At 67.4% G+C, this 24,972-nt stretch carries 22 protein-coding genes and 1 riboswitch; of the genes, 6 read left to right on the top strand and 16 right to left on the bottom strand.

Going from position 1 to position 24,972, the window contains the following annotated elements:
- Positions 1 to 208: 208 nt before the first annotated feature.
- The 7 genes from trmD to ffh all read right to left on the bottom strand — a co-directional run bounded on the left by trmD (position 209) and on the right by ffh (position 5,831).
- Entirely contained in the window at positions 209 to 1,000 is a 792-nt protein-coding gene (gene trmD, locus IWX75_RS09855) for a tRNA (guanosine(37)-N1)-methyltransferase TrmD (RefSeq protein ID WP_196822095.1), read from the bottom strand.
- Positions 1,000 to 1,626: a ribosome maturation factor RimM gene (gene rimM, locus IWX75_RS09850; RefSeq protein ID WP_196822094.1), complete on the bottom strand. Its 627-nt coding sequence runs from the start codon at positions 1,624 to 1,626 to the stop codon at positions 1,000 to 1,002. The genes trmD and rimM overlap by 1 nt, the downstream gene beginning before the upstream one ends.
- Positions 1,627 to 1,744: 118 nt before the next feature.
- Complete coding sequence (locus IWX75_RS09845) at positions 1,745 to 1,990, bottom strand: RNA-binding protein (RefSeq protein WP_026532846.1); 246 nt, start codon at positions 1,988 to 1,990, stop codon at positions 1,745 to 1,747.
- A 1-nt stretch (position 1,991) separates the two neighbouring features.
- Positions 1,992 to 2,396 (bottom strand): 30S ribosomal protein S16, encoded by a 405-nt coding sequence (gene rpsP, locus IWX75_RS09840; RefSeq protein WP_196822093.1) that lies wholly within the window; start codon positions 2,394 to 2,396, stop codon positions 1,992 to 1,994.
- Between the two features lie 145 nt (positions 2,397 to 2,541).
- Positions 2,542 to 3,450 (bottom strand): VOC family protein, encoded by a 909-nt coding sequence (locus IWX75_RS09835; RefSeq protein ID WP_196822092.1) that lies wholly within the window; start codon positions 3,448 to 3,450, stop codon positions 2,542 to 2,544.
- Positions 3,451 to 3,511: 61 nt separating this feature from the next.
- Positions 3,512 to 4,225, bottom strand: coding sequence for an alpha/beta fold hydrolase (locus IWX75_RS09830; RefSeq protein ID WP_196822091.1), 714 nt, complete (start codon positions 4,223 to 4,225; stop codon positions 3,512 to 3,514).
- 25 nt (positions 4,226 to 4,250) lie between these two features.
- Complete coding sequence (ffh, locus tag IWX75_RS09825) at positions 4,251 to 5,831, bottom strand: signal recognition particle protein (RefSeq protein WP_196822090.1); 1,581 nt, start codon at positions 5,829 to 5,831, stop codon at positions 4,251 to 4,253.
- 135 nt (positions 5,832 to 5,966) lie between these two features.
- Here ffh and IWX75_RS09820 point away from each other — a divergent pair, with 135 nt between their 5' ends.
- Positions 5,967 to 7,418 carry a glucose-6-phosphate dehydrogenase gene (locus IWX75_RS09820; RefSeq protein ID WP_334684243.1) on the top strand — a complete coding sequence of 484 codons (1,452 nt, stop codon included), beginning with the start codon at positions 5,967 to 5,969 and terminating at the stop codon, positions 7,416 to 7,418.
- 57 nt (positions 7,419 to 7,475) lie between these two features.
- Here IWX75_RS09820 and IWX75_RS09815 read toward each other — a convergent pair whose 3' ends face one another.
- From IWX75_RS09815 to ftsY, 3 genes are all read right to left on the bottom strand, one after another.
- Positions 7,476 to 7,814, bottom strand: a complete 339-nt coding sequence (locus IWX75_RS09815; protein ID WP_196822089.1) for a P-II family nitrogen regulator — start codon at positions 7,812 to 7,814, stop codon at positions 7,476 to 7,478.
- Positions 7,811 to 9,112 (bottom strand): ammonium transporter, encoded by a 1,302-nt coding sequence (locus IWX75_RS09810; protein ID WP_196822088.1) that lies wholly within the window; start codon positions 9,110 to 9,112, stop codon positions 7,811 to 7,813. The genes IWX75_RS09815 and IWX75_RS09810 overlap by 4 nt, the downstream gene beginning before the upstream one ends.
- Before the next feature lie 171 nt (positions 9,113 to 9,283).
- The gene (ftsY, locus tag IWX75_RS09805; RefSeq protein WP_196822275.1) at positions 9,284 to 10,495 is read right to left on the bottom strand and encodes a signal recognition particle-docking protein FtsY; all 1,212 of its coding nucleotides are present in this window, start codon (positions 10,493 to 10,495) and stop codon (positions 9,284 to 9,286) included.
- Positions 10,496 to 10,559: 64 nt separating this feature from the next.
- Here ftsY and IWX75_RS09800 point away from each other — a divergent pair, with 64 nt between their 5' ends.
- A complete protein-coding gene (locus IWX75_RS09800; RefSeq protein WP_196822087.1) occupies positions 10,560 to 11,813 on the top strand; it encodes an MFS transporter in 1,254 nt (417 codons plus the stop codon).
- A 19-nt stretch (positions 11,814 to 11,832) separates the two neighbouring features.
- Here the strand turns inward: IWX75_RS09800 and smc are convergent, their stop codons facing one another.
- On the bottom strand, positions 11,833 to 15,522 hold the full coding sequence (smc, locus tag IWX75_RS09795) for a chromosome segregation protein SMC (protein ID WP_196822086.1): 3,690 nt from the start codon (positions 15,520 to 15,522) through the stop codon (positions 11,833 to 11,835).
- A 224-nt stretch (positions 15,523 to 15,746) separates the two neighbouring features.
- Between smc and IWX75_RS09790 the strand changes: the two genes are divergently transcribed.
- From IWX75_RS09790 to IWX75_RS09780, 3 genes are read left to right on the top strand one after another with little or no spacing between them, the layout of a single operon-like run.
- A complete protein-coding gene (locus tag IWX75_RS09790) occupies positions 15,747 to 16,772 on the top strand; it encodes a 3-oxoacyl-ACP synthase III (protein WP_196822085.1) in 1,026 nt (341 codons plus the stop codon).
- Positions 16,766 to 19,408 carry an alpha/beta fold hydrolase gene (locus tag IWX75_RS09785; protein WP_196822084.1) on the top strand — a complete coding sequence of 881 codons (2,643 nt, stop codon included), beginning with the start codon at positions 16,766 to 16,768 and terminating at the stop codon, positions 19,406 to 19,408. The genes IWX75_RS09790 and IWX75_RS09785 overlap by 7 nt, the downstream gene beginning before the upstream one ends.
- Complete coding sequence (locus tag IWX75_RS09780; RefSeq protein ID WP_196822083.1) at positions 19,405 to 20,373, top strand: NAD-dependent epimerase/dehydratase family protein; 969 nt, start codon at positions 19,405 to 19,407, stop codon at positions 20,371 to 20,373. Before IWX75_RS09785 ends, IWX75_RS09780 begins: the two co-directional genes overlap by 4 nt.
- Before the next feature lie 116 nt (positions 20,374 to 20,489).
- Here the strand turns inward: IWX75_RS09780 and IWX75_RS09775 are convergent, their stop codons facing one another.
- From IWX75_RS09775 to IWX75_RS09755, 5 genes are all read right to left on the bottom strand, one after another.
- Positions 20,490 to 21,326, bottom strand: a complete 837-nt coding sequence (locus tag IWX75_RS09775; protein ID WP_196822082.1) for a LysM peptidoglycan-binding domain-containing protein — start codon at positions 21,324 to 21,326, stop codon at positions 20,490 to 20,492.
- Between the two features lie 3 nt (positions 21,327 to 21,329).
- Positions 21,330 to 21,539, bottom strand: a riboswitch (cyclic di-AMP (ydaO/yuaA leader).
- A 163-nt stretch (positions 21,540 to 21,702) separates the two neighbouring features.
- Positions 21,703 to 22,674 (bottom strand): bifunctional DNA-formamidopyrimidine glycosylase/DNA-(apurinic or apyrimidinic site) lyase, encoded by a 972-nt coding sequence (gene mutM / locus IWX75_RS09770; protein ID WP_196822081.1) that lies wholly within the window; start codon positions 22,672 to 22,674, stop codon positions 21,703 to 21,705.
- 6 nt (positions 22,675 to 22,680) lie between these two features.
- Complete coding sequence (rnc, locus tag IWX75_RS09765; RefSeq protein ID WP_196822080.1) at positions 22,681 to 23,382, bottom strand: ribonuclease III; 702 nt, start codon at positions 23,380 to 23,382, stop codon at positions 22,681 to 22,683.
- Between the two features lie 73 nt (positions 23,383 to 23,455).
- Complete coding sequence (gene rpmF / locus IWX75_RS09760; RefSeq protein ID WP_026532986.1) at positions 23,456 to 23,659, bottom strand: 50S ribosomal protein L32; 204 nt, start codon at positions 23,657 to 23,659, stop codon at positions 23,456 to 23,458.
- Positions 23,660 to 23,661: 2 nt separating this feature from the next.
- The gene (locus tag IWX75_RS09755) at positions 23,662 to 24,186 is read right to left on the bottom strand and encodes a YceD family protein (RefSeq protein ID WP_442858965.1); all 525 of its coding nucleotides are present in this window, start codon (positions 24,184 to 24,186) and stop codon (positions 23,662 to 23,664) included.
- Between the two features lie 191 nt (positions 24,187 to 24,377).
- Between IWX75_RS09755 and IWX75_RS09750 the strand changes: the two genes are divergently transcribed.
- The gene (locus IWX75_RS09750) at positions 24,378 to 24,965 is read left to right on the top strand and encodes a YdcF family protein (protein WP_334684242.1); all 588 of its coding nucleotides are present in this window, start codon (positions 24,378 to 24,380) and stop codon (positions 24,963 to 24,965) included.
- Positions 24,966 to 24,972: the final 7 nt, after the last annotated feature.

The following is a 24,972-nucleotide window of genomic DNA, read 5'->3' as shown; positions in this document are numbered from 1 at the left end:
CAAGGCCGGCTCGCGGGGAGCGCAGCAATTCCCGCCGAAAAAGGTGTACCGGCGGTTCGGATCTCCGGACGCCGGTGTGTAGAACTGTTGGCCGCACACCCCCTGTGGCAGGGTCCAGCCCAGCAGACACAAGCACCAAGTATTCCATACCTGCGGCACAGCGGCGAATCGCAGCTAGCGTGTTTCCCCCGGAGGGCCGAGGCGCCCTTCAGGAGCCGGCGGGATCCCTGCGCACCAGAACCCCGTCGACGACCACGAAGCCGGCCCCGCTGAGAGCCGTGAGGTCGGTTCCGGTCAGCGACCCGGCCTCGACCGACGCGAGCAGGTCAGGACGGCGGAGCGCGGTGCGCCGGTACTGCTCCGTGCGGCGGAACTGAGCAATTCTGGCGTGGTTCCCGCTGAGCAGGACCTCCGGGATGTCCCGGCCACGCCACGACGACGGCTTGGTGTACACGGGGTATTCGAGCAGTCCGTCAGCGTGGGATTCCTCCACCAGGGACTCCGGATTTCCCACGACACCCGGGATGAGCCGCCCCACGGCCTCGACCATGGCGAGCACTGCCACCTCACCGCCGTTCAGCACATAGTCCCCCAGGCTGACGGGACGTACCTCGAAGGACTCCTCCGCCCATTCGATCGCCCGCTCGTCGATACCCTCGTAGCGTCCGCAGGCGAACACGAGGTGGTCGAGCGTGGCGAATTCGGAGGCCGTCGCCTGACGAAAGACCTCGCCGGCGGGAGACGGGACCACAAGGGTAGGGCGCACGGTCGATTCCGCCGCAATCGACTCAAGGGCAAGCGCCCACGGCTCGGGCTTCATCACCATTCCGGCCCCGCCGCCGTACGGGGTATCATCGACGGTCCGGTGCCGGTCCGTGGTGAACGCTCGGAGGTCGTGGACGCGAACGTCCAGGAGCCCGTCCTGGCGCGCCTTGCCGATCAGCGAGAGTTCGAGGGCCGCCAGGTACTCCGGAAAGATGGTGACGACGTCGATCCGCACTAGGAGTCGGTCCGGCCCGCAGCATCACTGTCAGCGTCACTGTCACCGGTGCCCGGCAAGGTACCCGGAAGCGTTCCGGAAACGTCGTCGCCGTCGTCGGGCGCCTGATTGGAGCCGGGGGTGTTGAGGTCGAACAGCCCGGCGGGAGGAAGAATGGACACGTAGCCGCCCTCGGGATTTACCTCGGGAACGATCTTCCCGACGAACGGCACCAGTGCTTCGTGCCCGCCGGTCAGCTCGACCACGAGGAGGTCCTGGACGGCCATGGTCCGCAGCGCCGTGACCTTGCCGACCGTCTCGCCGTCGACCCGGGCATAGAGGCCCACGAGCTCGTGCTCGTACCAGGCGTCCTCTTCGTCGTCCTCGGTGGTGTCACTGTCGATGAACAGGCTGGCGCCCCGCAGCGTCTCCGCCCGGTTGCGGTCGGGGATCTGCTCGAACCCCACGATGAGGATGTCCTTGTTCCAGCGAGCCTTCGTCACGGTCAGCTCAGCCGTGGGCGCACCTTCGGCACGGAAGACCGCACCGGGTTCGAAGCGGTCCTCGGGAGCATCGGTGAAGAGCTGGACGGTGACCTCTCCCTTGATACCGTGCGGCTTGCCGATCCGGGCTACGAGTACTTCCATGGTGCTGCTCCTGCGGCGAGTGGCTGGCGAGTGGATGGGGATGGAAAAACGAGTTCGGCCCCACTCCAGAATCTGGTGCGGGGCCGAACAGGAAACGAGAAGCGCCTGGCGCCCAGGGCTAGGCCCGACGGCGGTCCGTGTCCACGACGTCGACGCGGACCGGCTCGCCGTTGGCGAGCGCCGAGACCACGGTGCGGAGCGCCCGTGCGGTCCGGCCCTGCCGGCCGATGACGCGTCCCAGGTCTTCCTGGTGGACGCGCACCTCCAGGGTCTCGCCGCGGCGGTTGTTCTTTGCCGCAACCCGGACGTCGTCCGGGTTGTCGACAATTCCGCGCACGAGGTGCTCAAGCGCTTCGGCAAGCAACTTACTCAGCCTCGGTTGCTTCCGCAGCGGCGTCGTCAGTCTTCTTGGACTTCTTGGTGATGGCCTCAGGAACGATGACCGAGCCCTTGTCGGGAGCAACGAATGCTTCCTTGGGTGCCTTGGTCCTCAGAGTGCCTTCCTGGCCCTCGATGTTCTTGTACTTCTGCCAGTCACCGGTGATCTTCAGCAGCGCGGAGACCTGCTCGGTGGGCTGTGCGCCGACTCCGAGCCAGTACTGGGCGCGCTCGGAGTTGATCTCGATGAACGAGGGCTCCTCGGTGGGGTTGTACTTACCGATTTCCTCGAGGGCACGGCCATCACGCTTGGCGCGTGCGTCCATGACGACGACACGGTAGAAAGGTGCACGGATTTTTCCCATGCGCTTCAGGCGAATCTTTACGGCCACTTGTGTGGTCACTCCTTGATGATGAAAGGGGCGAACCCAGACCTTCTGCTCCCGTGGGGCGGGCCATGAGGAAGGGTTCAAAGGACACAATTCACGCGCAGAGAGAGGGGCTGCCCGGATCGAGTACGCCTCTATTGTGCCAGACCTAGGCCGGTTGCGCGATTCCAGCGCCCGGCGAGCCCGCGCGGACCCGGATCCGGTTCTTCCAGGGGTCCTCGAAGCACAGTTCCGCTCCGGTGGAATGCCGGTCGATTCCCGCTGCTGCGAGCCGTGCCGCCAGCGCATCGACCTCGTCGGGTGCGGGCACGTGGATGAGGACTTCGCCGAGCCCGAGGGTGTCCTTGCGCGGACCGGCCCCCCTGCTGTTCCAGACATTCATGGCCATGTGGTGGTGGTACCCGCCGGCCGAGACGAAGAGCGCCTGGCCGTGCCATCCCGCAGTGCGCTCGAAACCGAGGATGCCCACGTAGAAGGCCTCCGCTGTCGGCACGTCACCCACCTGGAGGTGCACGTGCCCGACGCCGGCCGCAGCCTGGGTCTGTCCGGTCACTGCATCCTCGGTCAGGTAGTCCTCGAGGTAGGTCCGTGCCGGCAGTGCGACGTTGTCCATGACCACCGACTTCTGCGCCCCCGACCCCGTCCACTGCCAGGTGTCCCGCGGCTTGTCGAAGTAGAGCTCGATCCCGTTGCCCTCCGGGTCGGCGAAATAGAACGCTTCACTGACAAGGTGGTCCGCGCTGCCCACGAAGGTTCCGGCGGATGCCTGCGCCGCGCTCAGCACGGTGGCCGCGAGGTCGGCGCGGTTCTCGAAGAGCAGCGCCGTGTGGAAGAGCCCGGCCTCGCCCTGGGACGGCAGCCGCAGGCCGGCGGCCGGTTGGAGACGGATCAGCGGCGCATTCTTCCGCCCGAGGTCGACCCCTTCGGCGGATTCCGCAAGCACCTCGAGCCCGAGGCCGGCCTGGTAGTACGCAGCCATCGTCGCGATGCTGTCGACCTTCAGTGTGACGGTTCCCATCCCCGTGGCGGATGGCAACAAATCGGATTCCTGCTGCATGGCGAGCCCCTCGTGTAGTCGGTTTCCCCCTGTTCCTGGGTCAACTACTTGAAGGTTCAACTTATTCCGGGAGGGAGGTGCCGGACGGGGTGCCCCGGATGAAACCGCGGACGACGGCGTCGCCCTCCGCCGTGTCGTGCGGGCGGTGCCCACCCGCGGTGATGCGGTGTTGTGCGCCAGTCCCGGCGAGGTACTCGGCAACCTCCTCGTACAGCGGCTCCCACCCGCCCGTCAGGACGAGCGTCGGAATACCCGGCACGATGTGCAGCGGGGCCGTCCACGGCGGTGCCTGCAGGCGAAGACGCCGTGCGTTCCGCCGTGCCTCCGAGGTGGTCGGAGGCTCCGCCTCGGAGGAAAGGGTCAGCCGGACGAACCGCTGGAGGAACTCTTCATCGGTGAGGGTGTCCTGCCGCGCGAACAGCGGGGCCACGAGATCGATGTGGGCCGCGGTGGCGGGCAGGTCGGCAGTGAGCGACAGGCAGGCGGGCTCCACCAGCGTCAGCGAACGGATCAGGTCAGGCCGTTCGACCGCCGTCAGCATCGCAGAGACGGCCCCCTGTGAATGCGCCACGAGGTGACCCCCACCGCCGAGCGCCTCGGTGATGATGCGCTCGTCCTCGGCGTGGTCCGTGGGCAGCGGCTCAGCATCGGCATCGAAGCCGTACCTCCGGAGGAACAGACAGTCATGGTCGAGGGACAGTCCGTGCTGCCGGGGCCAGGCGGCAGCCCCGAATGAACCGCCGCCGTGGACGAAGACGATGCGTTCCTGCGTCATGCTGCCGATTTTCCTGCCGTCGCCCCTACTTGCCGAGGAACTTGTCGAACCCCTTGGGCAGGTTGAGCGATGACGGATCGAAGTCGCCCTGCCCACCGAACGCGGCGCCCGTCGGGGCGGCGGAACGAGCGGCAATCCGCCGTGCCTCCGCCTCCTGGAGTTCCTGCGCGGCCTTCGCCGGGTTGCCCGAGCGGGGCTTCTTCTTCCCCTTGGCCGCAGCCTTCGTCTTCCGTGCACCCTGGAATCCGTTGGGTCCGGCCATCCCCGGCATTCCGGGCATCCCGCCGCCCGCGGCCATCTTCCGCATCATCTTCTGGGCCTGGCTGAAACGCTCCAGCAGGCCGTTGACCTCGGAGACGTGCACACCCGAGCCCTTGGCGATGCGGGCGCGCCTCGAGCCGTTGAGGATTTTCGGAGCCACGCGTTCGTGGGGGGTCATCGACCGCACGATCGCCTCGACGCGGTCGATCTCACGCTCGTCGAAATTCTCGAGCTGCTCACGCATGCCCGCGGCCCCGGGCATCATCATGAGCATCTTCTTCATGGAGCCCATGTTGCGGATCTGCTGCATTTGGGCGAGGAAATCGTCGAGGGTGAAGTCTTCCTGGTCGGCGAACTTCTTCGCCATCCGGGCGGCCTCGTCCGAGTCCCACGACTTCTCGGCCTGCTCGATCAGGGTGAGGATGTCGCCCATGTCGAGGATGCGCGAAGCCATGCGGTCCGGGTGGAACAGTTCGAAATCGTTGAGGCCCTCACCCGTCGAGGCGAACATCACGGGCTTGCCGGTCACCGAGGCGACGGACAACGCCGCGCCGCCGCGGGCATCGCCGTCGAGCTTGGTCAGCACCACGCCCGTGAAGTTGACGCCCTCGTCGAAGGCCAGGGCCGTGTTGACGGCGTCCTGGCCGATCATGGCGTCGATCACGAACAGCACTTCGTCGGGGTTGATGGCCTCGCGGATGTCTGCGGCCTGCTGCATGAGCTCGGCGTCCACGCCGAGCCGGCCGGCGGTGTCGACGATGACGACGTCGTGGAGCCGCGCCCGTGCCTCGGCCACGCCCTGGCGGGCGACGGCGACGGGATCGCCGGTGGCTGATTCGAACTCGGAGCTGACACCGGGATGGGGTGCGAAGACCGGCACGCCGGCACGCTCGCCGTTGACCTGGAGCTGCTTGACCGCGTTCGGCCGCTGGAGGTCACACGCGACGAGGAGGGGACTGTGTCCCTGCCCCTTGAGCCACTTCGAGAGCTTGCCGGCGAGCGTCGTCTTTCCCGCGCCCTGCAGCCCTGCGAGCATGATGACGGTCGGCGGGTTCTTGGCGAGGCGGATCCGGCGCGTTTCGCCGCCGAGGATGCCGACGAGCTCCTCGTTGACGATCTTGACGATCTGTTGGCCCGGGTTGAGCGCCTGCGACACCTCGAGCCCCAGCGCGCGTTCCTTGACCCGTGCGGTGAAGGCACGCACCACTGAAACGGCCACGTCCGCATCGAGCAGGGCCCGGCGGATCTCGCGGACGGTGGCGTCGATGTCGGCTTCGGTCAGGCGGCCCTTGCCGCGGAGGTTCTTGAAGGTTGCTGTCAGCCGGTCGGAGAGTGAATTGAACACGTGCCGGAAACTACTTTCATCGGAAGATTTGCGGACTCAACTCCCTAGGGTATCAACTCGCCTTCCCCGGGTACTCCAGCCTGCAGGACTGCCGGGCCGAAAGACAGCTCCTTCGGAAAGTGGCAGTGTGGAGGAGTGGATACTTCTTCGCTTGCCGAATCCCTTGCCGAGCACACCACCATTCCGGCCGACGCCGACACCCGCGTTCGGACCCTGCTGATCCTCGGTGCATCGGGCGACCTCACGGGTCGCCTTCTCCTGCCGGGACTTGCGCGCCTGATCCGTCTGGGCCGCGCGGACGGCCTGAAACTCGTCGGCGCCGGCTCCGACGAGTGGTCGGATGAACAGTGGCAGGAGAGAATCGACTCCTCCTTCGCCGGGGCCAGGGAGAGCGCGGACGACGCCGGTCGGGCCGCCCTCGAGGACGTCCGGAAAGGCAGCACGTACACCTGCCTCGACGTGACGAAGCAGGGTGCCCTTGCGACCCTCGTCGCGGGTCTCGAGGGGCCGGTGGCCATCTACTTCGCCCTCCCTCCGGCGGTGAGCCAGAAGGCCTGCTCGGCGCTGTCTGCGGGTGCGCTCCCGAAGAGCACGCGCCTGGTGATGGAAAAGCCCTTCGGCACCGACCAGGCCTCGGCCCATGCCCTCAACACCAAGCTCGCCGCCCTGGTGCCGGAGCAGAACATCCACCGGGTGGACCACTTCCTCGGCAAGGCCACAGTCTTCAACATCCTCGGCCTTCGCTTCGCCAACCGCATCCTCGAACCGGTGTGGAACAGCCTGCACATCGAGAAGGTGGAAGTGATCTTCGACGAGGACCTGTCGCTGGAGAACCGCGCCCGGTACTACGACGGCGCCGGCGCCCTCCGCGACATGATCCAGAGCCATCTTCTCCACGTCATGGCGCTGCTCGCCCTCAACGCGCCGTCCACGCTCCATGAACGTGACTTGCGCGACCACATCGGTTCCGTCCTGAGGGCGAGCACTGTGGATCTCGGTAATCCGGCCAGCAGCCGGCGCGCGAGGTACACCGCCGGAGATATCGCGGGCCGGTCGGTCCCGGACTACACAGCGGAGCCGGGCGTGGATCCCTCGAAGGGAACAGAGACCCTCGCCGAGGTCGTGGTATCGATCAACAACGAACGCTGGGCCGGTGTCCCCTTCATCCTTCGCTCGGGCAAGGCACTAGGTGCCAAGCGCAAGGAAGCCATCATCACCTTCAAACCGGTCAGCCATGTGCCCACCGGGTTCACCGGCCAGGATGCGCCGACCCGCCTGCGCATCGGATTCGGTCCGGACACCCTGCAGCTCGAGCTCGACGTCAACGGCCCGGGCGACATGTTTTCGCTCGACCGCGCGGTCCTGAGCGCCAACCTCAATGCCACCGACCTGCTGCCCTACGGTGAGGTGCTCGACGGCGTCCTGGCCGGGGATCCGACGCTGTCCGTCCGCGGTGACACCGCCGAGGACTGCTGGCGGATCGTGGAGCCGGTCCTCGCCGCCTGGGCCTCGGACGAGGTCCCCCTCGAGGAGTACAGGGCCGGCTCCCCCGGTCCCGCTTCCTGGGGAGCAGCGCCTACCAGCTGACTACTCGGGCGGCACGTCAACCAGCGGAAACACCGGTAGCGAACGCGCCGCCTCCTCCTACAGCGCGGCGTCGCCACGCTCTCCGGTACGGACGCGGACGGCGTCCTCGATCGCGGTGACCCACACCTTCCCGTCGCCTGCCCGACCGGTATTCGCGGTGGACACGAGGACGTCGACGATGTCCACGACCCACGCATCGGCTACGAGGATTTCCACCCGGGCCTTCTGCAGCAGGTCCACCGTGTATTCGGCCCCGCGGTACACCTCGGTATGGCCCCGCTGGCGGCCGTAGCCGCTGGCCTGGCTCACGGTCAGTCCCTGGACCCCGTAGTTCTCAAGGGCGCCCCGTACACTGTCGAGCTTGTCCGGGCGGACGATTGCTGTAACGAGTTTCATGAATTCACGGCCTCCGGGACGTTCTGCTTGGTCTTAGCCTGCTCTGCAAAGGGGTGGAAGGAACCTCCGACGCCCAGTCCGCCGAACTCATAGGCGGTTTCGGCGTGCTCGGAGAGATCGACGCCGGACACCTCGTCATCAGGGGTGATCCTGAAGCCGATGGTCTTGTGGATCCCCAGCCCGATGATCGCCGTCATGATCGCCGAGAGCGCGATCGCCACGACTGCCGCCACCGTCTGGGCGAGCAGCTGGCCCGCACCTCCTCCGTAGAAGAGTCCGCCACCTGCGCCGTCCACGGGCAGGGCGATGAAACCGAGGGCAAGGGTGCCGGTGATGCCGGCCACCAGATGGACGGCGACGACGTCGAGCGAGTCATCGAAGCCGAGCCGGTACTTGATGCCGACCGCGAGCGCACACACCGCGCCGGACACGAGTCCGAGGCACACCGCGCCCACCGGGCTGACGTTGGCGCATGCGGGGGTGATGGCCACCAGTCCTGCGACGATGCCCGAGGCCGCTCCGAGCGAGGTGGGGCGGCCGTCACGGAAGCGTTCGGTGAGGATCCAGCCGACCATGGCCGCCGCCGGGGCCGCCATGGTGTTGACCCAGATGAGTCCTGCCTCTTCCGCCGTGCCTGCTGCGCCGCCGTTGAAACCGAACCAGCCGAACCACAGGAGGGCGGCACCCAGCATGACCAGGGGGATGTTGTGGGGGCGCTGCGCGGGATCCTTGCCGAAACCCTGGCGCTTGCCGAGGATGAGGGCGAGGACCAGTGCGGCGACGCCTGCGCTGATGTGGACGACGGTGCCGCCCGCGAAGTCGATGGCCTCGCCCACGGCGCTGCCCACGGCGCCGTCGGCGCTGAGGAGTCCACCGCCCCACACCATGAAGGCCAGTGGGCAGTAGACCAGGGTGACCCAGATGGGAACGAAGAGCGTCCAGGCACCGAACTTGGCGCGGTCCGCGATGGCCCCGCTGATGAGCGCGACGGTGATGATCGCGAAGGTCGCCCCGTAGCCGGCTCCGATCATGTCCTCGGTGCCGATCAGGCCCGTGAGGCCGAAGGAAGCGAACGGATTGCCGAACAGCTGGGCGATCCCCTCGCCACCGGTCATGGAGTAGCCCCAGAGAACCCAGACGATCCCGACGAGCCCTACGGCGACGAAACTCATCATCATCATGTTCAGTGCAGCTTTGGCGCGGGTCATCCCGCCATAGAAAAATGCCAGGCCTGGAGTCATAAGGAGCACCATGGCCGCCGAAATCATTACCCAGACGTGACCTGCTGTCAGATCCATCAGCACGATCCTCTCGAAGAAGGCGGGCACTTCCCGCACTTCAAGAGTGCCGGGCCGGTGTTTCGCCACCTGAGGCGGTTCGTTACCGGGAGGTTACAGAAGCCTCACCGGTGTAAAAGGATCGTGACGGTCGTGTTTCAGGAGTGTTTTGGGGTCGCCGGCCGGGTTCGCTCAGGTCAGGAGCGCGTCGACGAAGCTTTCGGCGTCGAAGGGCGCCAGGTCATCGGCGCCCTCTCCGATGCCCACGAGCTTCACGGGAACGCCGAGGCTGCGCTGGATGGCGACGACGATGCCGCCCTTCGCTGTCCCGTCGAGCTTGGTCAGGACGATGCCGGTGATGTTGACGACCTCGGAGAAGACCTTCGCCTGGTTCAGGCCGTTCTGGCCGGTGGTGGCGTCGAGGACCAGGAGTACCTCGTCGACGGTGCCCTGCTTCTCGATGACGCGCTTGAGCTTGCCGAGCTGGTCCATCAGGCCCACCTTGTTCTGCAGGCGGCCCGCGGTGTCGATCAGGACGACGTCGACCTCCTGATCTATTCCGGCCTTCACGGCCTCGAACGCGACGGAGGCGGGATCGGCGCCGTCGACGTCTGACCTCACCGTGGCGACGCCCACACGCTCACCCCAGGTGGCGAGCTGCTCGGCTGCGGCGGCACGGAACGTGTCCGCCGCCCCCAGGAGGACGTCCTTGTCCTCGGACACGAGGACGCGCGCGAGCTTTCCCACCGTCGTCGTCTTGCCGACGCCGTTGACGCCGACCACCAGCACGATCGCGGGCCGGTCGGCGTGGCGCTGGGTCGCCAGGGAACGGTCCATGGTGGGGTCCACCAGTTTGATGAGCTCCTCACGGAGCATTGCCGTGACCTCGGCGGGATCCCGGCTGCCGGCGACCTTCACGCGCTCGCGCAGCGCGTCGACAAGCTCCATCGACGGTTCGGTGCCGAGGTCGGCCATCAGGAGGGTCTCCTCGACCTCGTCCCACACGTCCTCGTCGATCCTGTCCCTCGACAGCAGGGCCAGCAGTCCCTTGCCCAGTGCGTTGTTGGAGCGCACGAGCCGCGCCCGGAGCCGGGCGAGCCGGCCCTGCACGGTGTCCGGGGTGTCGAGCGGCACCGTCGTGGTGGATTGGTCGAGCCCGCTGAGGTCATCGGGCACGACGACATCGGGCGCGGTATCGGTCCCAGCGTCAGTTCCCGAGGTGCGGTCGAGCAGGTCGGTGGACGTGGACCCGTGCCCCCGCAAGCCGGGGGTGTCGTCGTCGTCGCGCTGCGAGGTGTACAGCCCCGGAGGGGTGCGGCGCCCCTTGAGGAGGACTACTGCGAGGGAGCCGAGGACAGCGATGGCAAGGACGACGAAGATTACGATCTGGAGGGTCTCGTTCACCATTCCACCTTCTCACACCACCCGATTAAGGAACCTCCGCCGGTAGTGAAAGACTTTGCTCACTATGATTCGAATCCCCCGCCTGCAGAAGCGCCGCCGCACGACGGATTCGGTTGCCGTCCAGCGCATTCCCCGCGAGATCCGGGTCCTGATCGCCGCCGCCTTCGTGATCGCCATCGGCTTCGGCCTCGTGGCGCCCGTGCTGCCCCAGTTCGCCCAGAGTTTCGACGTCGGCGTGACCGCTTCCTCGGTGATCGTGAGCGCCTTCGCCTTCACACGGCTGGTCTTCGCGCCGGCCGGCGGGCACCTGATCGAGCGGCTCGGGGAACGGCCGGTGTACATCCTGGGGCTGCTGATCGTCGCGCTGTCCACCGCGGCGTGCGCGTTCGCGGGAAACTACTGGCAGCTGCTGGTCTTCCGCGGCCTCGGTGGGATCGGATCCACGATGTTCACCGTTTCGGCGATGGGCCTGATCGTGCGCCTTGCACCGCCGGGGATCCGGGGACGGGTCTCGAGTGCCTATGCGTCGGCGTTCCTCCTCGGCAGCATCGGCGGTCCGCTGGTGGGAGGCCTGCTCGCGGGGTACGGCCTCCGTGTGCCGTTCCTGGTGTACGCCGGCGCCCTGCTCGTGGCGTCCGCCGTCGTGTTCTTCCAGCTCAAGGACACTCCGCTGGGAGACCGGAAGAAGGCGGCCCCGCTGCCCGTGCTGTCGGTGCGGGAGGCCTACGGGGATTCGGCGTACCGTGCCGCCCTGGTCTCGAGCTTCGCCAACGGCTGGTCCTCCTTCGGGGTGCGCATGGCGCTCGTCCCGCTGTTCGCGACGGCGGTCCTCGGCGCGGGCCCGGAAATAGCGGGCATCTCCCTGGCGTGCTTCGCAGCGGGCACCGCCCTTGCCCTGACCTTCTCAGGACGGCTGGCGGATTCCTGGGGACGGCGGCCACTGGTGCTGGTGGGCCTCGCAGTGAACGGCGCTGCCATGGTGGCGCTCGGCTTCAGCGGCAGCGTGCCGGTGTTCCTCGCAGTCTGTGCCATCGGCGGCCTGGGCACCGGGCTCCTCAATCCGGCGCAGCAGGCGGCTGTGGCGGACGTCGTCGGGAACGGCCGCAGTGGTGGAAAGGTACTCGCGGGATTCCAGATGAGCTCGGACCTCGGCGCCATCCTGGGACCGGTACTGGCCGGCCTGATCGTCGACTACTTCGTCTTCGGATCCTTCGGCATGGCGTTCTCGATTTCCGGCCTGCTCGCCGCGTGGGCCGGCCTCCTGTGGCTGAAGGCCCGGGAAACCCTTCCGGCCCGCGACGCCGGGGAACCCGCGTAGCCCGGGACCGGCAGTCGCCTCAGGCCTCCACGAGACGCTGGCTGATCACGGTGGACACGCCGTCGCCTCTCATCGTGACCCCGTAGAGGGCGTCCGCCACCTCCATGGTGCGCTTCTGGTGCGTGATGATGATCAGCTGGCTCGATTCCCGCAGCTCCTCGAGGATGCTGATCAGCCGCCCGAGGTTGGTGTCGTCGAGCGCCGCCTCCACCTCGTCCATCACATAGAACGGCGACGGCCGTGCCTTGAAGATCGCGATGAGCAGGGCGATGGCGGTCAACGAACGCTCGCCACCGGACAGCAGCGAGAGCCGCTTGATCCTCTTCCCGGCGGGCCTCGCTTCGACCTCGATGCCGGTGGTGAGCAGGTCCGAGGGGTCCGCCAACACCAGCCGCCCCTCACCGCCCGGGAAGAGCCTGCCGAACACGCGCTCGAACTGCACCGCGGTGTCCTCGAACGCGGCGGTGAAGACCTGCTCCACGCGTTCGTCGACCTCCCGGATGATGTCCAGCAGGTCCTTCCGCGTGGCCTTCAGGTCAGCCAGCTGGGAGCTGAGGAACTGGTGGCGCTCCTCGAGAGCTGCGAACTCCTCGAGGGCCAGCGGGTTGACCCTGCCCAGCGCCGACAGGTCGCGCTGTGCTTTCCGCAGGCGCTTCTCCTGTTCCTCCCGAACGAAGGGGATGCCCTGCGGCAGGACCTTGCCCTCCCCGTCCACCGGAGCACGCAGCTCCGCCCACTTGTCGGTGCTCGCCGTTCTCGAGGGCACGGGCAGGTGGGGGCCGTATTCGGCCAGGAGATGTTCGGGAGTGAGGCCCAGTTCCTCGATGGAGCGGTTCTCGAGTGCTTCGATGCGCAGCCGCTGCTCAGCGCGGGCCAGTTCGTCACGGTGCACCGAGTCGGTGAGGCGCGCCAGTTCGGCGGCGAAGTCGTCATTCGTGGTGCGGATGCCCGCCAACTCGACGTCCCTCGTGGCCCGCACCTCTTCCGCGGCGTCGCGCTGCCTTGCTGCCTCATCCAGGGACACCGCAAGGAACTGGAGCACCCGGTGGGCAGCACGTGCCACGGCGAGCGCTTTGTCCGCCTGCACCTGCCGCAGCCGTGCGCGTTCGGCGGCCTGCAGCCTCGCCTGGCGTTCCGCGGCCGCAGCCCGTTCGAGGGACGCTGCCCGGTTGGCCAGCGCGCTCAGTCGCTCCTCGGCACTGCGCAGCTGAAGGCGCGCCTCCATCTCGGCCGAGCGCGCCTGCACCGCGGCCGCGTCGAGCCGGTCCCGGTCCGAGGTGGACGGCTCGGCCTCCTCGGGAAGGTTCTGGACGGCAGCGAGCCGTCCGGCGGCCACTCCCAGCTTTTCCTCCTCGACCGCGAGGTTCACCTCGGCAGCCGCTGCCAGCTGGGCAAGGCGGTCCGTCTCACCGACCGCGGAACGCAACGACGCACCGAGGTGCCCGAGCCGCTCGGCGACCGCCGCATGGCGCGCGTCCGATTCGTGGAGACGCTGGAGGGCCGAGTCAGCGCGTTCCTGAGCTCGCTGCCGCTCCCCCTCGGCACCCGCCCGTCGGAACCTTGCCTGCTCGAGGCGGGCAGTGGTGTCGGCGAGCCGCGCGGCGGTGTCGTCGACGGCGGCCTGCACCTCGAGGATGCCGGGCGCGCCGGGGGTACCTCCGCGGGCGTGATGGCGGGAGACGACGTCCCCGTTCCGGGTCACTACGGCCACCGGGGCCGGACTGCCATCCCGGCTGCTGTCCCGATCCTGATTCTGATTCTGATTCTGCCCTGCACCTTCCAGGACGGCCTCCGCGGCCTCGAGGTCCTCCACCATGACGATTCCGTGCAGCAGGGCCGTCAGCGGAGCCGTCAGTTCCCGGCTGCACTCGAGAAGGGACATCGCGGGCCGGACGTCCTGCTCCTGAAGGAAAGCCGATGGCTGGTCCCCAGCTGGTGCGTCCGGTTCACCGGAGCCCGGTTCTCCGGAGCCCGGTTCTCCCATGCCCTGTTCTCCGGTGCCCTGGATCACGAGCACCACCTGCCCGGCGTCGTCGTGCTTCATCCGCAGCAGCGCCGCCGTCGCCGCGCCGCCGTCCCGCACCACGACGGCGTCGGCCACTGCGGCGAGGGCCGCAGAGACTGCGCTCTCCCACCCCGGAGCGATGCGGAGGGACGCGGCGAGGGGGCCGAGGACGCCGTCGAGCCCCGAATCGAGCAGCACCTGCGAGCCGTCGCGCCGCTTCAGGCCCTCCCGCAGCACCTCGAGCCGTGCGGCAAGGGCACCCCGCTCCCGATCCGCGGTCCGCTCCTCGCCGGCAATGGCCGTTATCGCCTCCCGAACGGCCTCGAGCGCCGCAGAGGCCTTCTCATAGTCGGCGTCGAGCCCCTCCTCCCCCTGCTCCACGCCTGCAACCTGAGTCTCGAGAGCGGTGAATTCCTGGCCGGCGGCCTGCCGGCGCTCGCCGGCGGCGGCGATCGAGGTGCGGAGCCGGCCCAGCTCGGCGACTGCGGCTTCGACGCGCGACCTCGCCGCCCCCACCGAACCGGTCAGCCGTGCTGCGCCTTCCCTCCGGTCGGCTGCCGCACGGAGCAGCGAGGCAAGGCGCTTCTCCTCTGCTGTTGCCGAATCCTCGGCGGCCCTGCGATGCCCGATGGCGGTATCCAGCGCGGTGCGGAGCCCGTCGACCCGCCCGGCGAGCGTGCGCTCCTCGCCGCGCACGCGTTCCGCCGAACGCCCGAGTTCTGAGGGGTCGCGGCCCGTATCGGCGCTGGTGTCGGCGCTGCCCAGCAATCGTCGTCGTTCCTCGGCCACGGTTTTCAGGGAGCGGATCCGCTCGCGGGAGGAGGACAGCGCGTACCAGGCATCCCGCAGCGCGTTGAGGGTGGGCGTGGCCGCCGCAGCGAGTTGCTCGAGTTCGGCCTGGCGTGCCCTGCCTGCCTGCAGGCGTTGCTCGACTTCCGCCCGGCGCTCCCGCAGCGCCGTTTCGTCGGCTTCCTCCCTGGCGAGGGCTTCGGTGAGGCGGAAGAGGTCGTCGGCGAAAAGCCGGGCGCGCGCGTCGCGGACCTCGAACTGGACCTGCTGCGCCCGCCGTGCCACCTCGGCCTGTTTGCCCAGCGGGGTCAACTGCTGGCGGAGCTCCCCCGTCAGGTCGGTGAGCCTGGTGAGGTTGGCCTGCATCGCGTCCAGCTTCCGCACCGTCTTCTCACGCCGCCTCCGGTGCTTGAGGATGCCGGCTGCCTCCTCGATGAAACCCCGGCGCTCCTCGGCCGTTGCGGAAAGCACCCGGTCGAGCTGTCCCTGTCCCACGATGACGTGCATCTCGCGGCCCATGCCGGTATCCGACAGGAGTTCCTGGATGTCAAGGAGCCTGCAGCTTTTCGAGTTGATTGCGTACTCCGAACCGCCGGCACGGAACAGCGTCCGGGAGATGGTGACCTCGGAATATTCGATGGGCAGCGCGCCGTCGGCATTGTCGATGGTCAGCGATACCTGCGCACGGCCGAGCGGCGCCCTGCCCGAGGTCCCGGCGAAAATCACGTCCTCCATCTTTCCGCCGCGGAGGGTTTTCGCCCCCTGTTCGCCCATCACCCAGGCGAGGGCGTCGACCACGTTGGACTTTCCCGAACCGTTCGGACCCACAACAGCGGTGACGCCCGGTTCGAAGTCGAAAGTCGTCGCGGAAGCGAAAGACTTGAAGCCTCGCACGGTTAGACTCTTTAAATGCACAATGGTCAGGCTCTCCAGAGGGGTTGGGTCTTTCAAATCTACTGGGTTGGGCGGACCCGGGCGTGCATCCCCTGCAGTCCTGTGGACAAACAAGTGTGACCAGCGCAGAAATTAAGAAGTAGGCTTAGCAAAAGGTTCGACAGAATCCCAGAGCTCCTTGGCCGGATCCCCCGCGGACTCCAGTGGCCAGCCAATGGTGCTGAACAGTTGACGAGGCAGGAAATTTGACCGGTAACGCGACGTTCCGACATGACAACACGGCTTTGCTGGCCGTCACGAGCGTGGAGGCGCCGGTAGTCGTCACTTCCGCAGAGTTCGACGAACGGCTGGCGCCGAGCCTCAAACGGCTTCGGCTGTCCAAGCGCCTCCTGGAGAGGGTTGCCGGAGTTACCGAACGGCGCTGGTGGTCACCCGGATCCGATTTCGACGACGCCGCCATCGAGGCGGGAGCCAAGGCCATGGCCGAGGCGGGGATCGAGCCGAGCCAGGTGGGACTGCTGATCAACACCTCGGTGACGCGGCGAAACCTCGAGCCCTCGGTTGCCGTCAAGATCCACCACACCCTGGGCCTGCCGTCGTCGGCCATGAACTTCGACCTGGCGAACGCCTGCCTCGGGTTCGTCAACGGCATCACCCTTGCCGCCAACATGATCGACTCGGGCCAGATCAAATACGCCCTGATCGTGGCAGGCGAGGATGCCCAGAGCACCCAGGAAGCCACCTTCAAGCGCCTCAACCGGCCTGATTCCACCCGCCAGGACTTCCTCAGCGAGTTCGCCACCCTGACACTTGGTTCAGGTGCGGCCGCCGCAGTGATCGGCCCGGCCGACGAGCATCCCGGCTCCCACCGCATCCTGGGTGGCGTCTCACGTGCGGGAACCCAGCACCATGAGCTGTGCGTCGGTGGCATCGACGGCATGTACACCGACACCAAGGGACTGCTCGACGGCGGGCTGGAGCTCGTGGTGACCGCCTGGCACGAGGCGCAGGCCGACGGCTGGAAGTGGGACGCCATGGACCGCTACGTCACCCACCAGGTGTCCAACTCCTACACCAACGCCATCATCAAGGCGGTCGACCTCGTCCGCGAACGCGTCCCCATCACGTTCCCCCACTGGGGGAACGTCGGTCCCGCGTCCCTGCCGATGACCCTCGCGCAGGAGGCGCAGTCGCTCTCGCCGGGCGACCGTGTACTCTGCCTCGGCGTCGGATCCGGTCTCAACACCTCGATGATGGAGATTGCGTGGTAGCACTGCCCGGGGTCGACCCGGCGTGGTCGACCTATTCCGATGTGCCCTCCACCTCGGCGGCGGACAACCCGGGAACGGTCAACTCGTGGCACTACCTGGACAACGGGCCCCAGCTTTCCGAGGCCGGAACCGCCGTGCGGGGAACGCTGCTGTGCGTCCACGGCAATCCCACCTGGTCCTATCTGTGGCGCACCCTGCTGGCCCGGGGCGTGTCCGAGGGCTGGCGGGTGGTCGCGGTCGACCAGCTCGACATGGGATTCTCCCGCCGCACCCGGACGTTCCGCCGGCTCGCCGACCGGGTGACCGACCTCGAGGATTTCACCGCAGCACTCTCCCTTAAGGGACCGCTCGTCACGGTAGGCCACGACTGGGGCGGCGTGGTAAGCCTCGGGTACGCGCACCGTAACCGGTCGAACCTCGCCGGCGTCATCCTCACGAACACCGCCATTCACCAGGAGCCGACGCAGCCCATCCCGTCCCTGCTGCGTCTGGCCCTCCTGCCCGGGGTGCACCGCCTCGGAACGCAGACCACGTCGGCCTTCCTCGACGTCACGCATGCCCTTGCACGCCCGAAGCTCCCGCGCGACGTCCATGCCGCCTTCCGCGCCCCCTACCGGACACGCGCCGACCGCGCAGGCATCGCCAACTTCGTCTCCGACATCCCCGCGGAGCCCTCCCACCCCAGCTACGCGACACTGACCGACATCGCCGAGGGCATCCGCACCCTCGACGTGCCGTCCCTGATGGTGTGGGGTCCTCGAGACCCCATTTTCACCGACACCTATCTCGAGGACCTCACCCGGCGGCTCCCCTCCGCCGACGTGCACCGGTTCGAGGACGCCGGCCACCTCCTCCAGGAGGACGCCGATGTTGCCGGAACGATCTTCAGCTGGCTCGACGAACGCTTCCCTGCCACATCCCGGGAAGCTACGGCCTCGGCCCCGCCCCCTGCGGCTCCTTCCCACACCTTCTTGTGGCACCAGCTGCAGGAGCGCTCGGCGGGGGCTGAGCAGGACTCGCTCGCCGTGGCGGAAATGGGCAGGAACGGCATCCGGCGTTCGCTGTCGTGGCGGGAACTGGCCGACGACGTCGACGCCGTGGCGGCCGGCCTGGCCCGCCTCGGAGTGGGCGCCGGAAGCCGCGTCAGCCTGATGGTCCCCCCCGGTGTTGACCTGACCGTGCTGATCTACGCCTGCCTGCGGATCGGCGCCGTCATCGTGGTCGCCGACGCGGGCCTCGGAACGAAGGGCCTGTCCCGTGCGGTTAAGGGCAGCGTGCCCGACGTCGTCATCGGCATCGAGCGCGCGCTCCTGGCGGCGAGGCTCTTCGGCTGGCCCGGGCGGCGGATCAGTGTTGGCACACTCTCGGCCGGGAAGCGTGCCCTCCGGGTCGAGTCATCCCTTGAAACGCTGCGTACCACTCCCCCGGAATCCTTCGGGAACCCAGACCCCGACGCCGACGCCGCCATCCTCTTCACCTCGGGTTCCACCGGACCGGCCAAGGGCGTGGTGTACACCCACCGGCAGCTCTCCGGCATGCGCGACACCGTCGGCGGGACCTTCGGGCTCGGTCCGGGAGGTGCCCTTGTTGCAGGTTTTGCGCCGTTCGCCCTGCTGGGACCGGCACTCGGAGCCGCCTCCGTCACCCCTGACATGGAGGTCACCGCGCCCAGGACCCTCACGGCACGGGCGCTGGCGGACGCCGCCCGGGCCATCGATGCCACTTCCGTCTTCGCGGCCCCGGCCGCCCTGCGCAACCTCGTCGCGACGAAGGGCGGCCTGACCCCTTCCGGCGCGGAGGCCCTGGGCAGGGTCACCACCGTCCTTTCGGCTGGAGCGCCGGTCCCGGCACTCCTCCTCGAGCAGGTGCAGGAACTGCTGCCCGCCGCGTCCCTCCACACCCCGTACGGCATGACCGAGGCGCTGCCCGTCTCGAACATCGACCTCGAAGGGATCCGGGCCGCCGAGGCGGACGCCGCGGGAACGATGCCCGGCGCGGGAAACGGAGTGTGCGTGGGCCATGCAGTCCAGGGGGCACGGCTTGCTGTGAGCGCTCTGTCCGACGACGGCGTCCCCAACGGCACTCCCACCACGGAGCCAGGCATCACCGGTGAGATCCTGGTGGACGCCCCCCACGTCAAGAGCCGGTACCACCGCCTGTGGCGTACCGAGGGAATCTCCTCCCGCACCGCCCCCTGGCACCGCACCGGCGATGTCGGCCATTTCGACGGAGCAGGCCGGTTGTGGGTGGAAGGCCGGCTCGGCCATATCATCACGACACCGGGCGCTGTGCTGACTCCGGTCGGCCTCGAGCAGGCCCTTGAGAAGCTCGAGGGCGTGCGCCTCGCCGCCGTCGTGGGAGTGGGACCGACGGGCACGCAGGCCATCGTTGCCGTCGTCGAGCCCGATCCCGCACCCGGCAGGAACCGTCGGCGAGGCCGGAAGCCCGTACTCGCCGATTCCGTGCTGACCGAACGCGCCCGGAACATGGCGCGAACGGCCGGCATTGAACTGGCGGCAGTCCTGACGGTGCCGGGACTGCCCGTGGACATCCGCCACAACGCGAAGATCGACCGCTCCGAAGTGGCGAAGCGGGCCGGCGCGGTGCTTGCGGGCAGCGGTTCCCGAATCCCGTGAGAATACTCGTCACCGGAGCAAGCGGGATGCTCGGCGGCGCCGTAGCAGCCCTGCTGGTCACTGCCAGCGAGTCGGTGCGTACGCTGCAACGCCGCCCCTCGGGGCTGTCCGGCGTCACTGACTGCGAGGGATCACTGACGGACCGGGCAGCACTGGGCCGAGCCGTCGACGGCATGGACGCCGTGATCCACCTCGCGGCGAAGGTCTCGTTCACGGGACCCCGCTCCGAGTTCGAGGCCGTCAACGTCGAAGGCACGCGGAATCTGCTCGAGGCGGCCCGCCGGGCAGGCGTGCGCGACGTCGTCTACGTGTCCTCGCCGTCGGTCGCCCATACTGGGCAACCGATCGTCGGCCTGGGAGCGACGACGGCCAAGCCTGCCACAGCGCGCGGTGAGTATGCCCGGTCGAAGGCGCTTGCGGAGCTGCTTGCGCTCGGAATGTCCGCTCCGGAGTTTCGGGTCGCAGCGGTGCGTCCGCACATCGTGTGGGGTCCCGGTGATACCCAGCTCGTGGAGCGGGTCATCGCTCGCGCCCGGGCGGGGCGCCTGCCGACCGTTGCCGGCGGTACTGCGCTGATCGACACCACGTATGTGGACAACGCGGCGTCGGCAATCGTCGCATGCCTCCGAAGGATCGACTCCATGCAGGGCCGCGCGGTGGTGGTCACCAACGGTGAGCCGCGTCCCGTCGGTGAGCTGATCGCCGGAATGTGCCGAGCCGGAGGCGTGGAACCACCTCGATGGAATGTCCCCGGCGCGCTCGCTCGGACCTCCGGTTCCGTCGTCGAACGGGTGTGGACCGCTGCAGGGGCAACCGACGAACCTCCCATGACCCGGTTCCTCGCCGAGCAACTGTCCACCGCCCACTGGTTCGACCAACGCGAGACCCGGGCACTGCTCGATTGGCGGCCTGCGGTCTCCATCGACCAGGGCCTGCGGAAGCTCGAGGAGTTCTACCGGCGCTGAGCGCAGCCGGTTGCAGAAGCCCTCACGGGCAGCATATTAAACGATAAGGACCAGCAGACGAATCTGCCGGTCCTTATCAATGTCCCACTGGGAGAGCCGAAGCCCGAGAGGTAATGCTAGCTCACGCGGATGTAGACGCCACCGGAGCCGAGCTCGGCCGGTGCTACAACGGTCTGGTTGCCGTTGAATCCACCGTGGACGGCCTGACCGCCCCCGATGTAGACGGCGATGTGAGGTACTCCCGCGCCACCGTTGGTGTAGTAGATGAGGTCACCCGGTACTGCTGCGGCAGCACTCACCTGGGTTCCAAGGCTGAGGTAGCCAGCTGGCCAGTCGTGGAAGTTGATCCCGGCGGCCTTGAGCGAGTTGGTAACAAGCATCGTGCAGTCCTGGTAGACGCCGAGCTGAGCCTTTGCTGCTGCAGCGATGGTGGCTGCTTTCGAGCTCGCAGGTGCCGTCGAAGCTGCGCCGATCGGGGTGATACCGCCCGACTGGAGCGAGACGCCGGTGTTCGCAGCGGCGAAGTTCATGGCAGGAGCCGCGGCGGGAGCGGCTACGGCGGCGGGAGCAGTGAATGCTGCGGCCTGTGCCTGGGGTGCTGCAGCAACTGCTGCGCCGCCCGAGAGGGCGATGCTCTGGCCCGGGTAGATGACCGACGAGCCGTTGAGGCCGTTGGCCGCGAAGACTGCGCTGAGGCTGACACCGTGAGCCGAAGCAATGCTTCCGAGGGTGTCACCCGACTGGACGGTGTAGGAGCCTGCTGCTGCAGCCTGGGCTGCTGGGGCAACTGCGCTAGCCGAAGCGGGAAGCGCTGCGCCGAGCAGGATGCCCGAAGCTGCGACTACTACAGCTGCGGGGCGACCTGCTGCTGATACCGCACGCGTTGCGGATTTGAAGTGGTTGGTGCGCTCGGGGGTTGCCCTGTGGCGCGCGACATGACGATTCTTGGACATGGATGTGCCTCTCCCAATGCCTACGAAGTTAGCTGTCGGGTTCGGGTGGGACACCCGGACACAAGTCTCGGAACGCATCCCATGTGGATGTGTTCCGTCTGCGTCTTTACCCCTAGGGCTTTCCAGAGAAAGCCCGCTATCGGTTCCCCCGCCCCTGTCGGATGTGTACGAACGGTTCCTTCGGTCACCGACAGGGTTAGGCAGTCTGACCAAGGGCACCAGTCCCTCTGGACCGGCGCGCTCTAAAGATTACCCAATGAACACGGTATTGTCACATTTGGATCACAGCAGTGTTTGAGGGCTTGCGGAAACCCGCAGGATGCCCGCGGATTACCTCAAGTTCGGCGCAACTTGTGCCACAGATTCACCCGTCAGTTCACGCGCGGGGGCGCGGTTTCGGCTGGCAACGGGGGCAGCTGAAAGAAGAACGGTTCATGAAGGTGTCCCGCCTGATCAGTGACTTCCTACCTGTGAGCGCACACCGCCGGCAGGGCCGACCCGTCCGCCCATAGGCCTCGAGGGAGCGTTCGAAATACCCGGAAGCTCCGTTGACGTTGACGTAGAGGGAGTCGAAGCTGGTGCCTCCGGCGTCGAGCGCGCGGGTCATGACGTCCCGGCAGGCGTTCACGAGCCGGAGGGCCTCGGATCTGCGGAGCGTGTCGGTGGCGCGCGCATAGTGCAGCTTCGCCGCCCACAGGGCTTCGTCGGCGTAGATGTTGCCGATCCCGGAGATCAGCCCCTGGTCGAGCAGTGCTCTCTTGATTCCCGACCGGCGGACGCGGACGCGCGCGAAGAAGTTCTCGAAGGAGAAGGCAGGGTCCAGAGGATCCCGGGCGATATGGGCAGCTTCCCGGGGGATCAGGGGAAGTCCGCTGCTCCCTCGTCCACCGGCTTTGCCGTCGGCGGTGGGCTGCAGGGACGTGACGAACATCCCGCCGAAGATGCGCTGGTCGATGAAGCGCAATTCGCCCGGCAGGCTTTTGCCGTCGTCGTCCGTGGCGGTGCACAGACTGAGCCGTACCTTGAGATGTTTTTCGTCAGGCGCGCCGGGGTCCTCGATGAGCAGCTGGCCGCTCATGCCGAGGTGCGCCATGAGTGCCACCGGTGATCCGCCGTTCACCGGCTCGGCGTCCGGCGAGGGTTCGCCCAGGGGCATCCAGAGGAATTTCCCGCGGCGGACCACATCGGTGACCCGGTAGCCGGCGAGGTTGCTCCGGAAATCCTCCGGCCCCAGCGCGTGGCGCCTCAGTGACCGAGGGTCGAGAACCTCGACGTCGTCGATTCTCCGCCCCGTCACCCAGCGGGCGAGGCCGCGCCGGACCACCTCGACTTCGGGCAGCTCAGGCAAACCGGCCTACTTGCTGTCGGCGAGGCTCGTGGATCCGAGGAGCATGGTGAGGGACGCCTCCGCCGCAGCCTGTTCGGCTTCCTTCTTCGAGTTGCCGGTCCCCGCACCGTAGGGCGTGCCGCCGATCACCAGCAGCGCCTCGAAGGAACGCGCGTGATCGGGCCCGGTGCCTGTCACCCGGTAGTCGATGACGCCGAGCCGTCTCGCGGCCGCGAGTTCCTGGATCCGTGTCTTCCAGTCGGTGCCTTCGCCGAGCACGTCCGAGTCCTGCAGCAGTGGCGCGATGAGCCTCATCACCATGGCCCGTGCAGTCTCGATGCCGTGGCTGAGGTACGCCGCACCGATCACCGCTTCCATGGTGTCCGCGAGTATGGATGGCTTGTCGCGCCCGTTCGTCAGTTTTTCGCCCTGGCCGAGCAGGATGTACCGGCCGAGGTCCAGGCTGCGCGCCACACCCGCGAGGGCGCGCGTACTGACGACGGCGGACCGCCGCTTGGCGAGGTCGCCCTCGGACAGGTCCGGGTTCTCCCGGTACAGGGCGTCCGTCACGGCCAGGCCGAGCACCGAGTCCCCCAGGAACTCGAGCCGCTCATTCGTGGGAATGCCGCCCTTCTCATACGCATAGGAGCGATGGGTCAGGGCAAGACGAAGCGTCCCGGCATCGATGTCGACGCCGAGACGCTGGGTCAGTTCTGTTGTATCAGCCACGTTCACTTACGCTTCCGCATAAGGCGCGATCAGCAGCCAGGGCCGAAGGGCCTTCCGCCGCCGCGATCCGTTATTAGACGTCGGCTACCTTGCGGCCCTTGTACTCAAGGAACAGCGGGGTACCGGCGGAGTCAGAAACGACCTTGGCCTGGTGGGAAAGGCTGTAGGTTACGCGGCCGTTCTCCACGGTCTTCACCAGTTTGGGGGCGGTTGCCTTCCACTGGGACCTGCGTGCACGTGTATTCGCGCGGGACATTTTCCGCTTTGGAACAGCCACGACTAACTCTCTTCTCTCTCGTCCGACTCTTTACGTGATGCCGCATCATTCTCAGCGGCAGTGCCGGCCAGCCCCGAAAGGGCGGACCAGCGAGGATCCAAAATCTCGTGATGGTGATCGGGATTGTCATTCAGCTGCACACCGCATTCGGCACACAGACCCTGGCAGTCCTCCCGGCACACCGGCTGGAACGGCAGCGACGTAACCACTGCGTCCCTCAGCACCGGCTCCAGGTTGATCGCGTCATTCTCGACCCGGTGCTGTTCCTCTTCCTCTTCCGCCGACAGCGACTCTGAGTCGCTGTAGTAGAAGAGCTCCTGGATGTCCACATCGCTGTCAAAGCGGAGGGGCTCCAGGCACCGGCCGCACTCGCCGGTAACTTCGACGTCTGCGGTTCCCGACACCAGGATTCCCTCGTGGACTGCTTCAAGGCGTAGGTTCAGGTCCATTGCGGAACCTTCCTGCACACCGATCAGCGCCACTGAGAAATCCTTCGGCGCGGGAACATGTTCTTCGATTGTCCGCATACTGCCCGGGCTGCGCCCGAGCTCTCTGACACTGAATGTCAAAGGCGAACTGAGATCGCTTTTAATGGTGACTCCTGTAGAACATATGACCGACGTATCATCTTAGCCTGAGTTGTCGGCCCAGCCCAAAACGCACGGATGGTGCCGCAGTTCCCAGCCTGCGTGGAAGGTCCCCGCGTAGGCTCGGCCGTGTGACACGTCCAGACCCGCCGAGCGCCAGGAGCGGTCGACCCAGGCGCTTCGTCCGGCCAGCACTGGGACTCCTCCTGATCCTCACCACGCTCTGGTTCGTCGCCGCCTACTTCCTTTTCTACAACCCGTCCGTGCAGCAGCCGGAACGCGCTGATGCCGTCGTGGTCCTCGGCGGCGCGTCGGCCGAACGGCTACCCGAAGGGAAACGGCTCGTGGAGGAGGGCTACGCTCCGCTGCTCGTTCTCTCGTCGACCGGGCTTCCCGGCAATAGCGACGCCGATCAGCTGTGCGGACTCCCAGCACCCTCTCGAATCTGCTTCAGCCCTGAACCCCTGACGACGCGCGGCGAGGCCAGGTCGGTCGCTCGGCTCGCCCAGGACTACGGCTGGGAAAAAGTCCTCGTCGTCACGTCCCGCTACCATGCAGTGCGATCGCTCACCAATCTTCAACAGTGCTCGGACGCGGCTTTTCTTATGGTGCCGACCGCGCCGGACCTGGGTCCCGTGGAATGGTTCTTCCGGTTCGTCGAGGAATCCGTGGGTCTCGCGGCGGCCCAGCTGCGGCCTGCCTGTGCCTCCCCGATCTGAACGTGGC

The organism is Arthrobacter sp. CAN_A6, assembly GCF_015751715.1.
In the GTDB taxonomy this organism is placed as follows: Bacteria; Actinomycetota; Actinomycetes; order Actinomycetales; family Micrococcaceae; genus Arthrobacter_D.
This window is presented reverse-complemented; position numbering and strand designations above follow the sequence as displayed.